The organism is Craterilacuibacter sp. RT1T, from assembly GCF_023502145.1.
Lineage (GTDB): Bacteria > Pseudomonadota > Gammaproteobacteria > Burkholderiales > Chromobacteriaceae > Craterilacuibacter.
On sequence record NZ_JAMFLI010000001.1, the window covers coordinates 750,503 to 766,033 of the forward strand.

Genomic DNA, 15,531 nt, shown 5'->3' on the forward strand with positions numbered 1-15,531 from the left:
CCAGCATGGCCAATATCATAGATCGCCGTTTGAACGGGAAGAACAAGTCTGCCGTGAACCGCGAGCGCTTTTTGCGCCGTTTCAAAGGGCAGATAAAAGATGCGGTAGCCAAGGCCATCAAGGGTCGGAGCATTACCGATATCGAGAGTGGCGAAACCATCTCCATTCCGGTGAAGGATATTTCCGAGCCGGCGTTTCGTCATGGCAAGGGCGGGGTGTGGGAGCCTGTCCATCCGGGTAATCAGGAGTTTGTTAAAGGTGACCGCCTGCCGCGCCCGCAAGGTGGCGGTGGGGGGGGGAGCGGTTCGGGCAAGGCCAGCCAGGACGGGGAGGGCGAGGATGCCTTCGCGTTCGAGCTGTCGCGCGAAGAATTCATGAATGTGTTTTTTGATGATCTGGCGCTGCCCAATCTGGTCAAGACCGAGCTGACCGGCATTACCGAAATGAAGACGGTGCGGGCTGGTTTTACCAATGACGGTACGCCGGCCAATATCAATATCGTGCGCTCTTTGCGTGGCGCGCTATCGCGGCGTATCGCCATGGCCGCGCCCACGCTGACAGAACTGGATGAGTCGGAGGAGGCGCTGGACGAGTTGATGGAGTCCGGCATGGAGGCCGATCTGGATATGCGCGAGCGCCGGCGTCGCATCCATATATTGCGCGAGAAGCTGGCGGCCATTCCGTTTATCGACCCGTTTGATTTGCGCTACAACAATCGCGTCAAGCAGCCCACGCCCTCCAGTCAGGCCGTGATGTTTTGCCTGATGGATGTATCCGGCTCGATGGATGAGCAGAAAAAAGACATGGCCAAGCGCTTTTTTATCCTGCTCTATCTTTTTTTGCAGCGCACCTACGACAAGATAGAGCTGGTGTTTATCCGTCACCACACCAGTGCGGTGGAAGTGAACGAACATGATTTCTTTCACTCGCGCGAGTCGGGCGGTACGGTGGTGTCGTCGGCGCTGAACCTGATGAAAGAGGTGGTGCAAAAACGCTACGCGGGGCGTGAATGGAATATCTATGCCGCCCAGGCATCCGATGGCGACAACTGGGACAGCGACTCGGCTAACTGCGCCCGCATTCTCGAGACAGCCCTGATTCCGGTGTGCCAGTACTATGCCTATATCGAGATCACCGAAGGTGAACCGCAGAACTTGTGGTACGAATATCTGAAGGTCAAGGACGCGCATAAGCACTTTGCCATGCAAAAAATACGCTCGGCCGCCGATATCTATCCGGTGTTCCGCGAGCTGTTCAAGAAACAGCAGGGGGTGAGCAAATGACGCCGATTTCCACCGGGTCCGAATGGACTTTTGATCTGATCGCCGAATACGATGCAGCGATTCGCGAGGTTGCGGTTGATGAGTTCAAGCTGGATGTCTACCCGATACAGCTTGAGGTGATTACCGCCGAGCAGATGATGGATGCCTACTCATCGGTCGGCATGCCGGTGAATTACCATCACTGGAGCTTCGGCAAGCATTTTGTGGCGACCGAGAAAAGCTATAAACGCGGGCAGATGGGGCTGGCCTATGAAATCGTGATCAACTCCAGCCCTTGTATTGCCTATTTGATGGAAGAAAATTCGGCCACCATGCAGGCGCTGGTGATTGCCCATGCCGCCTATGGCCATAATTCCTTTTTCAAGGGGAATTACCTGTTTCGCGCCTGGACCGATGCCGCGGATATTGTCGACTACCTGATGTTTGCCAAGCAATATATCAGCCAGTGCGAAGAGCGTTACGGCATCAGTGCAGTCGAGGAGTTGCTTGATTCGTGCCATGCGCTGATGAACTACGGCGTTGACCGTTACAAGCGCCCGGAAAAATTGTCGCTGGCGCAGGAGAGGGCGCGCCAGACCGAGCGCGAGCAATATCTGCAGACCCAGGTAAACGATTTGTGGCGCACCATTCCCAAGCGCGAGCGTGATGCCGGCGCGCATGCCGCCCAGCGTTTTCCGTCCGAGCCGCAGGAAAACCTGCTGTATTTCATCGAGAAAGCCGCGCCCCTGCTGGAGCCGTGGCAACGCGAGATTGTGCGTATTGTGCGCAAGATTGCCCAGTATTTTTATCCGCAGCGCCAGACGCAAGTGATGAATGAGGGCTGGGCAACCTTCTGGCATTACACCATCCTCACCCGTTTGTACGATAAGGGTCTGGTCAGCGATGGCTTTATGATGGAGTTCCTGCAAAGCCATACCAATGTGGTGGCGCAACCGCCGGTGACCTCAAACTGGTATAGCGGCATTAATCCTTACGCCTTGGGTTTTGCCATGTTCCAGGATATCCGGCGCATTTGCGAAGCACCGACGGATGAAGACAGGGAATGGTTTCCCGGTATTGCCGGCATGCCTTGGCGCGATACGCTGGAATTCGCCATGAAGAACTTCAAGGACGAGAGTTTTATTGCGCAATACCTGTCACCCAAGCTGATACGCGACTTCCATTTTTTTGCGCTGCGGGATGATGACAGGGATGACAAACTGGAGATTTCGGCCATCCATGACGAGGAGGGCTATCGCAAGGTGCGCGAACTATTGGCGGATCAGTACAATCTGGGGTCGCGCGAGCCGAATATTCAGGTGTGGTCGGTTAATATGCGCAAGGATCGTTGCCTGACCCTGCGTCACACCATGCATAACCGCCGTCCGCTGGACAGGGGCAGCGCATGCGAGGTACTCAAGCATATTGCCCGCTTGTGGGGCTTTGATGTCAGGCTGGAAAGCGTAGATAGCGACGGTAGTGTGCGCGAACACTTTGAAATCAAGGCGCCGGCCGAGACGATGGCGTATTGAGTCAGGCAACAAGGCCCTGCCCGCATGCTACTGGGGCAGGGCCTTGCTTTGTTTAGCGCAGACCGAGCACGTCCTGCATGTCAAATAGACCATGCGGTTTGTCTTGCAGCCAGCGCGCTGCACGTACGGCGCCGCCGGCAAAAGTGGCGCGACTGGAGGCCTTGTGCGTGATTTCAACGCGCTCGCCCAGTGCGGCAAACAAGGCCGTATGGTCGCCCACAATATCGCCGCCACGCACGGTAGCAAAGCCTATGGTGCCGGGGTCGCGCTCGCCGGTCACGCCTTCGCGTCCGTACACGGCGCAGCTTTTAAGGTCACGCCCCAGCGCGTCGGCAATGACTTCGCCCATGCGCAGTGCGGTACCGGAGGGAGCATCGACCTTGTGGCGGTGGTGCGCCTCGATGATTTCGATGTCGTAGCCGTCATCCAGTACCCGCGCCGCCATGTCCAGCAGCTTGAAGGTCAGGTTGACGCCTACGCTGAAGTTGGCCGCAAACACGATGGCGATGTGTTCGCCGGCATCGCGAATGGCCGCCTTGCCCGCTTCGTCAAAGCCGGTGGTGCCGATAATCATGTCGACTTTGGCTGCGATGCAAGCCTGCATATGTTGCAGCGTGCCTTCGGGGCGGGTGAAGTCGATCAGGATATCCGCCCCGGTTAAAGCGGCTTGCAGATCACTGGAAATGGCAACGCCGGTATGCTGGCCGATGAAAAGGCCGGCATCCTGTCCGATAAAGGCGGAGTCTTCACGCTCAAGCGCCGCATGCAGGCGAGCGGCAGGCGTGGCAAGAATGGATTCGATCAGCGCACGGCCCATGCGGCCGCCCGCACCCACGATAACAATATTCTGTGGCTGCATCATGCGTTCAGTTCTTGGGAGGAATAATAGGAGCGGGCGCATAGTTGTCAGGCAGGCCTTGACCTTCAACCGATACCACGCTGTCCGCATTGAAAATGACGGTGACCAAACGCTCTTCTGTCGGTTTGCCCTGGCGCTCGAGGACGTATTTGTAGTCCCAGCGGTTAGCGTGGAACGGGTCTGCCAGCAAAGGCGTACCCAGCAAGAAGCGAACCTGGTTGCGGGTCATGCCGGGCTTGACCTTCTGCACCGATGCCTCGCTGACCTCATTGCCTTGCTCGATCACCATGCGGTGCGGGGTGAACCAGTTGATAGGGTTCATGCTGCTGCAGCCTGCCACAAACAGCAGTGCCGGAATCATCAGGATTTTGTTCATCGTGCTCATACCGGGCAAACCGGGTTGGGTAAACTATTAAAAGGCTTTATGATACAGAATCACGCCAACAAGTTATAACACGATGAATAAAGCCAGTCACCTCAAGGATATCGGGCTTAAGGCTACCGGTCCGCGCCTCAAGATTCTTGAACTGTTCGAGAGCAGCACGCTACGCCACTTGTCAGCCGAGGATGTCTATAAAAAAATGCTGACCGAGGAGGTCGATATCGGCCTTGCCACCATTTACCGCGTGCTGACCCAGTTCGAGCAGGCCGGTATTCTGGTGCGCCATCATTTCGAGTCGGGCAAGGCCGTCTACGAGCTTAATCAGGGCGGTCATCACGACCATATGGTATGCATGCGTTGCGGCAAGGTGACCGAGTTCTTCGAGCCCAAGATTGAAAGCCTGCAGGATCGCATTGCCGAGAAGCATGGTTTTGCCATTCAGGATCATGCGCTTTATCTGTATGGCGAGTGTGCCGAGTGCCAGAAAGCCGATGGTAGCAAACCGGCATGATTCCCTGGCTCGGTACGGCGTTAGAGTTTCCTGCCGTAGACAGGGCACTGGCTGAGCCGGAAGGTTTGCTGGCGGCGGGCGGGGATTTGTCGCTAGCGCGTCTGACCCTCGCCTATAGCCGCGGTATTTTTCCATGGTTTAGCGTGGGGCAGCCCATTCTTTGGTGGTCGCCTGCACCGCGTATGGTGTTGTTTTCAGCCGAGCTGAAAGTCAGCCGAAGCTTGGAGAAGACGCTGCGTCATGGCGCTTACCGGGTGAGTTGCGATCAAGATTTTGCCGGTGTAATGCAGGCCTGTGCCCAAAGCCCGCGTCCCGGCCAGGATGGAACCTGGATTTCACCGCAGATGGTGGACGCGTATTGCCGCCTGCATGCGGCCGGCGTGGCACATTCGTTCGAGGTGTGGATGGACGGTGAGCTGGCCGGTGGTTTGTACGGCGTTGCCCTGGGACGGATGTTTTTTGGCGAGTCGATGTTTCATCGCCGTACCGATGCGTCCAAGATTGCTTTTGTCCATATGGTGCGCCATCTGGCGGCTCACGGCTTCAGTATGATCGACTGTCAGGTGTATACGCCGCATCTGGCCAGTTTGGGCGGGCGGCTGATTGCACGGGATGCTTTTTGTAGCGAAATTCAGGCTTTGACCGTGCAGCGTCAGCCTGAGCAGTTATGGGGCTATCAGCACAATAATGAGTCAGCGTGATCCTAACGAGGCCGTCGTCCACTTTTATGCGACAGGCGTCTATCCGTGCAGCTATGTCGATGGGCGTACTGCGCGCTCGCAAGTGGCGATTCCGGTTGAGCTGATTAATGCCACGGTTTACAGTCAATTGGTCCGCTTGGGGTTTCGCCGTAGTGGCCACTACACCTATCGGCCTGCCTGCGATACCTGTGATGCGTGCAAACCGGTGCGGCTCTGCGTTGCTGCATTCAAGGCGGATAAGTCGCAACGCCGCGCCTTGCGCCGCCATGCCGATCTGGAAGTGAATATCCTGCCTCTGGCTTTTCGCGACGAGCATTTCCAGTTGTACCGGCGTTATCAGGCCAGCCGCCATGCCGGTGGCGGTATGAGCGAGGATGGTTCGCAGCAATACAGCGAATTTATTCTGAAAAGCAGGGTGGAGAGTGTGCTGGTTGAGTTTAGCTGCCAGGGTGTGCTGAAAATGGTCAGTCTGGTCGACAAACTGGATGACGGTTTGTCTGCGGCTTATACCTTTTTCGAGCCGGATGAGGCGGGCACGAGTTATGGCTGTTACAGCATACTTTGGCTACGCGCTTGGGCGCTCAGCTTGGGTTTACCCTATTTGTATCTAGGCTACTGGATAGAGAATTGCCGCAAGATGGAGTACAAGTCGCGTTACCAGCCGCTGGAGCGGCTGGATAATGGGGTGTGGCGAGTGTTTTAACTGGACCCAAGGGGGAGGGTGTTCCCTTGGGTCGTTGCGCTGTTTTAAAGCGGCACCACGCGCATGGTGCTGTTGCCGCTGAGGATGCGCACCCGCTGCCCCGGGCTTAGCGGAATATCCGCATCCTGTACGATGGAAACCATACGCCCGTCCCGATCCAGTCTTACGGTCAGCTCCAGCGCATTTTTGGTGCCCAAGCCTTGCTGTGCCGATTGCGACAGCAAGCCGCCCAGCATCGCGCCGCCAATGGCGCCAAGCGCAGAGCCGCGTCCTTGACCTATGCTGCTGCCGGCTACGCCGCCCAGTGCGGTGCCGCCTAGTGTGAGCAATTGATTCTGCTCGCCTTCGACCTTGACGTTTTGTACCGAAACAATCTGGCCGAATTCGACCACTTGCGGTTGTTGCAGCTGGCCACGCTTGTATACCACAGCCGAGTCTGAAGGCGTGCTGCAGCCGGTAGCCAGCAAGACTGTACTTATTGCGCTGGCCAGTAGTAAGCCTTTTTTCATTTCATTTCCTTTTCTATCGTGTTCATGCCGCCTTGGCGCTGTTATGCCTGCTTGAGCTTGGCAATGGCGCTGGCGCACTGTGCAATTAAGTCGGGGCCGCGGTAAATCAGGCCGGAATAGAGTTGCACCAGACTGGCGCCGGCGCGGATTTTCTCTGCTGCATCGTCGCCGGAGAGAATGCCGCCTACGCCTATGATAGGCAGTGCGCCGTCCAGTGTCTGAGCCAGTGTGCGGATGACCTCGGTTGAACGCGCCGTGACCGGCGCGCCGGAGAGGCCGCCCGCTTCGCCAGCATGGCTGTGGCCGGCAACCGCTTCGCGCGACAAGGTGGTATTGGTGGCGATGACGGCATCGACTTCGTGTTGCATCAACAGGCGGGCAATGTCGCGCACGGCGTCGCTATCGAGATCGGGCGCAATCTTGACGGCAAACGGCACATAACGGCCATGCTTGTCGCTGAGCATGCTTTGGCGGGCCTTGAGCGCAGCGATCAGTTGTGCCAGTTCATCACCCTGCTGCAGTTGGCGCAGGTTTTTGGTGTTGGGTGAGGAAATATTGACGGCGATGTAGCTGGCGCAGGGGTAAACCTTGTCCATGCACTCAAGATAGTCATCCGTGGCGCGCTCGATCGGCGTGCTGGCGTTTTTACCGATATTGATGCCCAGTACGCCCTGAAAGCGGCTTTCTTGTACTTTGCGCACCAGATTGTCTACGCCCAGATTATTGAAGCCCATGCGGTTGATGATGGCCTGGTGCTCGGGCAGGCGGAACAGGCGCGGTTTGGGGTTGCCTTGTTGCGGGCGCGGGGTCACGGTACCGATTTCGATAAAGCCGAAGCCCAGTTCGGCCAGTGCATCAATATGCTCGCCATCCTTGTCCAGTCCTGCGGCCAGACCTACCGGATTGGGAAAGGTCAACCCCATGACTTTGACTGGCGTTCGCGGGATGGACTTGCCCATCAGGCTGCTCAGTTGCAACTGGTACGCCTTGTCCAGTAGTTTCAGGGTCAGCTGATGTGCGGCCTCTGGGTCCAGACGAAACAAGAGCGGGCGTAGCAGTGGATAAAGCATCAGAAACTCCGTTGGCTTGCCCAGTCACCTTTGGTTTTGACTGCGCATGCGGTGTGCGTAAAAAAGCGATATTACAAGATGCGGCACGCTGCGTCGAAGTCCAGGCGCGGTGAGCGCGGGTGTAACTGTGCTTCGATGCCATAACCCAGGTTGATCAGGAAGTTGGCGCGCCAGCGCCCGTCGGGAAAAAAGGTGCTGTTTACGCCGGCCTGATCAAAGCCCGACATCGGGCCGCAGTCCAGACCCAGACTGCGCGCCGCCATCATCAGATAAGCGCCTTGCAAGCTGCTGTTGCGCAGCGCAGTTTCGGCGATCAGTGCCTCATTGCCGATAAACCAGCTTTGCGCATCGGTATGCGGGTAGAGTTGCGGTAGCAACTCATAAAAACGGCTGTCGTAGGCCACGATAACGGTGACCGGTGCCTGCAGGGTTTTACTTTGGTTGCCGGGGGCAAGATGCGGTTCGAGCTTAGCCTTGGCATCCGGCGTCTGGATAAAGACAAAGCGGGCAGGGCAGGCATTGGCGCTGGTCGGGCCTAGCCGTGCCAGTGCGTATAGCTGCTGCAGCAAGGCTTCACTTACGCCTCTTTCCTGCCAGTGGCTATGGGTGCGGGCATGGTTGAATAACTGGTCAAGTGCCGTCTGGGCTAGTGGCGTACTCATGGTTCACCTCTGTCTCACATGGATGTTTGGGCCGGCTTGTTTTGTATGGCCGGTGCGCTGGCCTCGGTGGCCGGGCTTGCTTGCGGCGTGATGTCGAATCCTGCGTTGTGGTCTGCGAGGATAGTGATGGCAACCCGTCTGTTTTGGGCGCGGCCTTCTGCCGAATCATTGCTGGTCACCGGGCGGTTTTCGGCGCGCCCGACGGCAACCAGGCGCTCGGCAGCAATGCCGTTTTCCTGAAACAAGCGCACGACGCTGCCGGCACGAGCCGCCGACAACTCCCAGTTTGACGGGTAAAACGCATTGCGGATCGGTACGTTATCGGTAAAGCCTTCGACCCGCACCGGATTGCTCTGGCTACGGAGTGCACCGGCAATACCGGCCAGCATGCGCTGCGACTCGGACGATGGCGTGGCTTGGGCGACGGCAAACAGCGCGGTATCCTTGATGTCGATATGGATGCCTTCCTCCGACTGATACAGCTTGACCTGCCCGTTTTTCAGCAAGGGTTGGACGATCTTGCTCAGCGCATCGCTAAGTTGCTGCATCTTCTGCTGCGCCAGTACACGCTGCTCGCTTTTAATCGCCCGCGCCACCGGTTTGGAGTTCGGCACTTCCACCATGGTGTTGGCGCTACCCGATGGTGTAGGGTTACCGGTGATTTTGCTGCCGAATGCATCCCCCAGCGAACTGGATAGCACGCGGTACTTGCTCTCGTTCACTTGGGAGATCGCGTACATCACCACAAAGAAGGCGAACAGCAGTGTAATGAAGTCGGCGTAGGAAACCAGCCAGCGTTCATGGTTTTCGTGCTCTTCTTCCTGTCGGCGTCTACGGTGGCGCATCGGCGATCTCTTTGCTTAATAGTATCGGGTGTCGAGCAAGAACCCCATGCCCTGCGCGAACTGTACGCCCAGTAATCGTGCTGCGCGTTTGCCGAAGCCTTCATCCGGCGTAAATTCAACCAGCTTGTCCGCCTTGAACTGTTCGCGTGCCACCTGGCGTACCGAGGACAGACCGTCGATCAGGCCCAGCGGCTGGCTCTGGCTGCCTAACCAGACGCGGCCGGAGAAGATTTCGGTATTCGCCTGTTGCAAGCGTTTGCCGCGTCCGTCACGCACCGCCTGAATAAACTGCTGGTGTACCGTGTCCAGTAGTTGCTGGCGTATCGCTTCCTGTTCGGGTTTGACCGGTGAGAACGGGTCGCCCATGCCCTTATTGTTGCCGGACGTCATCAGGCGGCGCTCGATGCCCAGCTTCTCCATGGTGCCGGTAAAGCCAAAGCCTTCGGACAGTACACCGATGGAACCGATGATGCTGGCCTTGTCGGCATAGATGCGATCGGTTGCCGCCGCGATGTAGTAACAGCCGGAGGCGCAGACTTCTTCGACTACGGTGACCACCGGTATCGCCGGGTATTGTTTTTTCAGCCGGCGGATCTCGTCATAAGCCATGCCCGACAAGACCGGGCTGCCGCCGGGGCTGTTGGCACGGATAATAATGCCGCGGGTGCCGCTATCCTTGTAGGCGGCTTCCAAACCGCGAGCCAAGCGGTCTGCCGTATCGTTTTCGCTATTGATGACCCCGTCCAGACTGATCAGCGCGGTGTGTTTGCCATCCATCAGGCTGCCATCCTTGCCGCTTTTGTCCCGGTTGACGAACAGGCTGAAAACAATAATCAGCGTGATCAAGAGCCAGGCCAGACGAAAGAATATTTTCCACTGGCGGGCGCGGCGCTGTTCAAGCAGCGCGCTGCCGGCCAGTTTGGTGATGAGTTCGCGTTCCCAGTCGGGGGTATTGTTCACAGCGTCTCCGCAGGTGTCGGGGGTTGAGAGGTGATCATACACTTACGGCATTTTTCTGTGCGAGTCAGAATGGCAAAGCCGCTTGCTGTGCGCTTATCCCAGCCTGGGTAGCAGCCATTGCTGCAGCGCCGGGAAATCATGAAAAATGGCCGCCGGCTGGCAGTCTTGCAGTACATCCAGCGGGTGTGCGCCATAACTGACACCGACGCCATGTGCTTTGGCATTGACGGCCATCAACAGGTCATGGCTGGTGTCGCCCACCATCAGCGTGCGCTGGGTATCAATGCCCAGTCGCTCGGTGATTTCGAGCAGCATTTGCGGGTCGGGCTTGGAGTGGCACTCATCCACGGTGCGCGTGGCATAGAAAAAGCCGGACAAGCCGCTGACTTCAAGCGCGCGATCCAGTCCCCTGCGGCTTTTGCCGGTGGCGACCGCCAGCAAGGCGCCGGCTTGGCGCAGTGCCTCCAGGCCTTCATGGACGCCATCAAACAATTCAACGGTCTCTTCGCCGCACAGATAGTGATGGCGGTAAGCATCTTCCAGATCGTGATAACGCTCCGGGCTCAGGCCGGGGCAGGCGGTGCGCAAAGCCTTGCCCAGCGACAGGCCAATCACATGGCTGGCTGCCTCGCGGCTGGGGATGGGGAGTTTAAGGTCGCCGCTTGCGCGCTGAATGGAGCGAACAATATGGGCGGTCGAATCCATTAGCGTGCCATCCCAGTCGAACACGATCAGATCAAATTGCATTTTCTTTTCTCAATAATTCGATAAAGCTCGCCAGCTCGGGCGGGAGCGGCGCTTCAAGATCCAGCGGCTCACCGCTTAGCGGGTGGGGCAGCTTGAGGTTGTGGGCATGCAGGAACATGCGCTTAAGGCCGTGACGGGCGAGGTCGCGGTTGGCGGTAAAGTCGCCATAACGTTCGTCGCCGGCAATCGGGCAGCCCATGGCTTGCATGTGCACGCGGATCTGGTGGGTGCGGCCGGTTTTGAGCCAGGCTTCGACCAGGGTGAAGTCGGCAAAACGCTGCTCGATGCTGAAGATGGTGTGCGCATACTGTCCGCCTTCTTCGACGCGTACCCTTTTCTCGCCGTTAGGCGTGTCCCATTTGTGTAGCGGCAGTTTGACATGGCGCTCGGCTTGCGGCCATGCGCCAAGGCCCAAGGCGAAGTAGCGCTTTTGCGGCACATCGTTGCGTATCATTTCATGCAGCTTGACCAGCGCCGAACGCTTTTTGGCGATCATCAGCAGGCCCGAGGTGTCGCGGTCCAGTCGGTGTACCAGTTCGAGATAGCGCGCCTCGGGGCGTGCCTTGCGCAGTTGTTCGATCACGCCAAAGGACACGCCGCTGCCGCCATGCACTGCGACGCCGGAGGGTTTATCGATGACCAGCAGGGCTTCGTCTTCGTATACCACTGGGAAATGCCCGGCCGGAACGAATTTTTCTTCGCGTACGGCAATGCGTACCGGTGGCAGGCGTACTTCATCGCCTGCGCTCAGGCGATAGCTGGCATCGATGCGGCCCTTGTTGACGCGGACTTCGCCCGAACGCAGGATGCGGTAAACGTGACTCTTGGGTACGCCCTTGAGTTGCCGGGTCAGGTAGTTGTCTATGCGTTGGCCCGCTTCTGATTCGTCGATCAGGTGAAATGAGACGGAGTCTTTGCGTATATCTGTCATATTGCTTATACTTCGATGCGCTTTGTCGGTCATGCAGGCTTGTCATTCAAGGCCTGGCCGGCAAAGGCAAGTTCCGGTGAATATAAAAGGTTGTGCGCCGCCGCAAGGATAGGTCGCCGACGCTGCTGCGATTGAAGATCGAGCCGGCAGGGTTCAGCCCTGACCTGATGCCCGTTCTACCGGACGCAGCCAAGGTTGTCTCGCTCACCGAAAAGAAGCGATGGTAATGCATTTGATCGTACAGCGCACTCACGAGCATTCCATTTCCGGATGCCGAGCCAGTCCGGGAGTCATGCAGTAAAGTTTGACCCGGCGCGTATGCCCATCGCTTTCTTGCTTTGCCGATAACAGCTTTGTCGGCAGGCATCGTACCAACACGCTGTCCCTAACCCGGGCAGCAAGGGCATCGCGCGAAATTGATTCGAGAAGTCGGCTTAGCCTATCGTTATTCCTTGCTCTTTAGTCAGACACTTCTTTCGGAAAGCGCCCATCCATAGTCATTGGGCCGTCAAATACTTGCTGCGACCTTGCGTGAGTGCTGCGCAAGGAATGTTATATGAAACGAATGTTATTTAATGCAACGCAAGCTGAAGAGCTGCGCGTTGCAATTGTCGATGGGCAAAAGCTTGTCGACCTTGATATCGAAACTGTTGGCAAAGAACAGCGCAAAGGGAATATCTATAAGGGTATCATTACCCGTATTGAGCCTTCGCTGGAAGCGTGCTTTGTCGATTACGGCACCGAACGCCACGGCTTTTTGCCGTTCAAGGAAGTTGCCCGTTCTTATTTCCAGAACTTTGACGGGGGCCGTCCGCGTATTCAGGACGTCCTGAAAGAGGGCATGGAAGTCGCCGTTCAGGTTGAAAAGGACGAGCGCGGCAACAAGGGTGCAGCGCTGACTACCTATATCAGCCTGGCCGGCCGTTATCTGGTTTTGATGCCGAACAACCCGCGCGGTGGCGGTGTATCGCGTCGTATCGAGGGTGAAGAGCGCCAGGAGCTCAAGGAGTTGATGGCCAAGCTGAACGTGACGCAGGGCATGAGCCTGATTGCGCGCACTGCCGGCATTGGTCGCAATTTCGAAGAGTTGCAGTGGGACCTGAACTACCTGACCCAGTTGTGGAATGCCATCGAGGCGGCCGCAGGTGCACAAAAAGCGCCGTTCCTGATTCTGCAGGAAGGCAGCTTGGTCATTCGCGCCATTCGCGACTACTACCAGCCTGATATTGGCGAAATCCTGATCGACACCGAAGTCGTGTACGAGCAGGCGCGCCAGTTCATGAGCCACGTCATGCCGAACAATGTCGGCCGTGTCAAACTCTATACCGACCCGGTGCCTTTGTTCTCCCGTTACCAGATCGAACACCAGATTGAAACCGCCTATTCGCGCAGCGTGCAGTTGCCGTCCGGTGGCGCCATCGTCATTGATCACACCGAAGCGCTGGTGTCGATTGACGTCAACTCGGCGCGTGCGACCAAGGGTGCCGATATCGAAGAAACCGCGCTGCGTACCAACGTAGAAGCGGCCGAAGAAATCGCCCGCCAGTTGCGCTTGCGCGACCTGGGTGGTCTGGTGGTGATCGACTTTATCGATATGGAAAACCCGAAGAGCCAGCGCGATGTGGAAAACACCCTGCGCGATGTGCTCAAGCATGACCGTGCCCGCGTGCAGATGGGTAAGTTGTCGCGTTTCGGCCTGCTCGAGTTGTCGCGTCAGCGCCTGCAGCCAAGTCTGGGCGAGTCCAGTCATATCCCTTGCCCGCGCTGCCACGGTATCGGCTTTATCCGCGGCACCGAATCTTCGGCCTTGCACATCCTGCGCATCATCCAGGAAGAGGCCATGAAGGAAAACACCGGCGCGGTACATGCACAAGTACCGGTTGATGTGGCGACCTTCTTGCTGAATGAAAAGCGTACCGAGCTTTATTCGACCGAAGAGCGTCTGGGTGTCAATGTACTGTTGATTCCTAACGTGCATCTGGAAACGCCGCACTACAAGATTGTCCGTTTGCGTCACGACGACCTGAACGAATTGTCCGATGCGCCAAGCTACCGTCGCGTTGAAATGCCGGAAGACGAAGCCGAAGCCAGCTTTGGCCAGAAAAAGCCTAAGGTCGAGCGACTGGAAGCTGCCGTGAAGGGCATTACGCCGCAACAGCCGGCGCCTTCGGTTGCAGAAGCGCCCGCTGCTACGGCGCAGGCCAAGCCTGCCGTGGCCGCTGCCGAGCCGGGTCTGATCGGTCGTCTGCTTGGCTGGTTCAAGGGTCTGGCTGCGCCGCAAGCGGCACCCGCGCCGGCCGAACCTGCCAAACCCGCAGCGCGCGAACCGCGCAAGCCACGCAACCAGAACGAGCGTCGTCAAGGCAATGGCCAGCGCCGCGATCGCAATGCGCAGCAGGATGAGCGTCGCAAGAGTGGTGACGAGCGCCGTACGCAGCCAGAAGTCAATGAAGTGCGCAGCGAAGTGCGCGAGCCGCGTGAGCCGCGTCCGCCACGCGAGCCGCGTCAGCGCCGCGAACGCGAACCGCGTGCCGATCGTGAACAGAAGCCAAATCGCCAGCCTGAGCTGCGTTTGGAAGAGGCTGGCGCCGAAGTGGCTGCGCGTCAGGAAGCGCCGCGTCAGCAGCAAGAACCACGTCGTCGTGAAAAGCCGCAAACCGATAGCAGCAAGCCGGTAGTGGAAAATCGTCCGCCAGTGGTGCCGCGCGAAGAAGCTAAGGCTATCGACGCGCAGCCGGCAAACGAGATGCCTGTGGTTGAGGGCGAGGCCGCCGATACGGTGGAGCGCAGTGAGCGTCGCCGTCGCCGCAGCCGTCGTGACCGTCGTCGCGATGAAGTTCCGGCAGCAGTCGTTGCCGAGACGGATGCACAGGCTGTTGAAGTGCCAGCCCAGACAGCTGAGCAGGCTGTTGAAGTGCCAGCCCAGACAGCTGAGCAGGCTGTTGAAGTGCTAGCCGAGACCGCTGTGGTTGCCGTTGCCGAAATGGTGCAAGTGGGTGCCGTGGCACCGGTAGCCGAGCTGGTAGTGACCAAAGCGGATGAAGCCGAAGTAAAGGCTGAAGTTGCAGCGCCGGCGCCGGTTGCTGAAATGGTCGAAGAGGCGGTGGTCGAGGTTGCGGTTAAGCCAGAAGCGGAGCCTGTTGTTGCCGAACCGGTATTCGTTCAGGTTACTTCAGTGGCCGAAGCTCCGGTCGTTGAGGCTGCTGTTGAGCCTGAGCAGCCTGAACAGGTGCTTGCAGTCGTGACGGTCGCGGTTGCCGCGCCGGCAGCAACGCCTATCGTGCAGGCGGACTTGCCTGTGGCAGAGCCTGTCGCAGTGGAGGTGAAGGCACTTGAGCCGGTAGCCGTGGAGCGTGAAGAGCCAGCCGATCTGGGCGGCCTGGTGATGGTTGCAACGCGTGCACTGCCTGCCGAGCCGGTTGCCGAGCCTGTCGTGCCGCAAGGTCCGCGTCGCAGCGATGTGTTGCGTAGCCGCCAGCCGCTTGTTTCCAGCGAGCCGGTTCAGTTGATGCAGGTGGAAACCCGCGACTAAAAGTAAGTATCGGCTGCGTTATTCTGTATTTTTAGTTTGACGCAGCCAAATCTTACCGTTATAATTATTTTCTTCAATTCCCTGATAGCTCAGTTGGTAGAGCGACGGACTGTTAATCCGCAGGTCGCAGGTTCGAGCCCTGCTCGGGGAGCCAATAGATTCAAGCATTTAGCCCACCTATATGGTGGGCTTTTTGTTGTTTGCGCCGCCTTTTTTGCAGCATGCTGCAAAACCCCGCTCATTTCCGCTCTGCTGCTTTGCTATATGCATGTCCATCGTGAGCATCCAGCCTCCCCACCGTGCTAAACAAGCTTTAGGGCGGCCC

The 15,531-nt window shown here is 57.9% G+C and carries 15 protein-coding genes and 1 tRNA gene; 7 read left to right on the plus strand and 9 right to left on the minus strand.

Features of this window, described 5'->3' with window-relative positions:
* Positions 1-5 precede the first annotated feature (5 nt).
* Both M3P88_RS03840 and M3P88_RS03845 read left to right on the plus strand, forming a co-directional pair.
* Entirely contained in the window at positions 6-1,283 is a 1,278-nt protein-coding gene (locus M3P88_RS03840; RefSeq protein WP_249614720.1) for a YeaH/YhbH family protein, read from the plus strand.
* Positions 1,280-2,794: a SpoVR family protein gene (locus M3P88_RS03845; protein ID WP_249614721.1), complete on the plus strand. Its 1,515-nt coding sequence runs from the start codon at positions 1,280-1,282 to the stop codon at positions 2,792-2,794. Before M3P88_RS03840 ends, M3P88_RS03845 begins: the two co-directional genes overlap by 4 nt.
* Positions 2,795-2,846: 52 nt before the next feature.
* Here the strand turns inward: M3P88_RS03845 and dapB are convergent, their stop codons facing one another.
* Both dapB and M3P88_RS03855 read right to left on the minus strand, forming a co-directional pair.
* Positions 2,847-3,653 (minus strand): 4-hydroxy-tetrahydrodipicolinate reductase, encoded by an 807-nt coding sequence (gene dapB / locus M3P88_RS03850; protein ID WP_249614756.1) that lies wholly within the window; start codon positions 3,651-3,653, stop codon positions 2,847-2,849.
* Positions 3,654-3,660: 7 nt separating this feature from the next.
* Entirely contained in the window at positions 3,661-4,038 is a 378-nt protein-coding gene (locus tag M3P88_RS03855) for an outer membrane protein assembly factor BamE (protein WP_249614722.1), read from the minus strand.
* A 73-nt stretch (positions 4,039-4,111) separates the two neighbouring features.
* Between M3P88_RS03855 and fur the strand changes: the two genes are divergently transcribed.
* From fur to M3P88_RS03870, 3 genes are read left to right on the plus strand one after another with little or no spacing between them, the layout of a single operon-like run.
* Positions 4,112-4,546, plus strand: a complete 435-nt coding sequence (fur, locus tag M3P88_RS03860) for a ferric iron uptake transcriptional regulator (RefSeq protein ID WP_124735264.1) — start codon at positions 4,112-4,114, stop codon at positions 4,544-4,546.
* Positions 4,543-5,247 (plus strand): leucyl/phenylalanyl-tRNA--protein transferase, encoded by a 705-nt coding sequence (gene aat / locus M3P88_RS03865; protein ID WP_249614723.1) that lies wholly within the window; start codon positions 4,543-4,545, stop codon positions 5,245-5,247. Before fur ends, aat begins: the two co-directional genes overlap by 4 nt.
* On the plus strand, positions 5,234-5,950 hold the full coding sequence (locus tag M3P88_RS03870; RefSeq protein ID WP_249614724.1) for an arginyltransferase: 717 nt from the start codon (positions 5,234-5,236) through the stop codon (positions 5,948-5,950). Before aat ends, M3P88_RS03870 begins: the two co-directional genes overlap by 14 nt.
* A 44-nt stretch (positions 5,951-5,994) precedes the next feature.
* Here the strand turns inward: M3P88_RS03870 and M3P88_RS03875 are convergent, their stop codons facing one another.
* From M3P88_RS03875 to M3P88_RS03905, 7 genes are all read right to left on the minus strand, one after another.
* A complete protein-coding gene (locus M3P88_RS03875; protein ID WP_249614725.1) occupies positions 5,995-6,459 on the minus strand; it encodes an outer membrane lipoprotein in 465 nt (154 codons plus the stop codon).
* A 41-nt stretch (positions 6,460-6,500) separates the two neighbouring features.
* A complete protein-coding gene (locus tag M3P88_RS03880; RefSeq protein WP_249614726.1) occupies positions 6,501-7,529 on the minus strand; it encodes a quinone-dependent dihydroorotate dehydrogenase in 1,029 nt (342 codons plus the stop codon).
* A 71-nt stretch (positions 7,530-7,600) separates the two neighbouring features.
* The gene (locus M3P88_RS03885) at positions 7,601-8,191 is read right to left on the minus strand and encodes a malonic semialdehyde reductase (RefSeq protein ID WP_249614727.1); all 591 of its coding nucleotides are present in this window, start codon (positions 8,189-8,191) and stop codon (positions 7,601-7,603) included.
* 14 nt (positions 8,192-8,205) lie between these two features.
* Positions 8,206-9,036, minus strand: a complete 831-nt coding sequence (gene motD / locus M3P88_RS03890) for a flagellar motor protein MotD (RefSeq protein WP_249614728.1) — start codon at positions 9,034-9,036, stop codon at positions 8,206-8,208.
* 15 nt (positions 9,037-9,051) lie between these two features.
* A complete protein-coding gene (locus M3P88_RS03895; RefSeq protein WP_249614729.1) occupies positions 9,052-9,996 on the minus strand; it encodes a S49 family peptidase in 945 nt (314 codons plus the stop codon).
* A 93-nt stretch (positions 9,997-10,089) separates the two neighbouring features.
* Positions 10,090-10,743 (minus strand): HAD-IA family hydrolase, encoded by a 654-nt coding sequence (locus M3P88_RS03900; protein WP_249614730.1) that lies wholly within the window; start codon positions 10,741-10,743, stop codon positions 10,090-10,092.
* On the minus strand, positions 10,733-11,674 hold the full coding sequence (locus tag M3P88_RS03905) for an RluA family pseudouridine synthase (protein WP_249614731.1): 942 nt from the start codon (positions 11,672-11,674) through the stop codon (positions 10,733-10,735). Before M3P88_RS03905 ends, M3P88_RS03900 begins: the two co-directional genes overlap by 11 nt.
* Before the next feature lie 565 nt (positions 11,675-12,239).
* Between M3P88_RS03905 and M3P88_RS03910 the strand changes: the two genes are divergently transcribed.
* A complete protein-coding gene (locus M3P88_RS03910) occupies positions 12,240-15,206 on the plus strand; it encodes an Rne/Rng family ribonuclease (RefSeq protein WP_502798940.1) in 2,967 nt (988 codons plus the stop codon).
* Positions 15,207-15,284: 78 nt separating this feature from the next.
* Positions 15,285-15,360 (plus strand) — tRNA-Asn (locus M3P88_RS03915).
* Positions 15,361-15,531 lie beyond the last annotated feature (171 nt).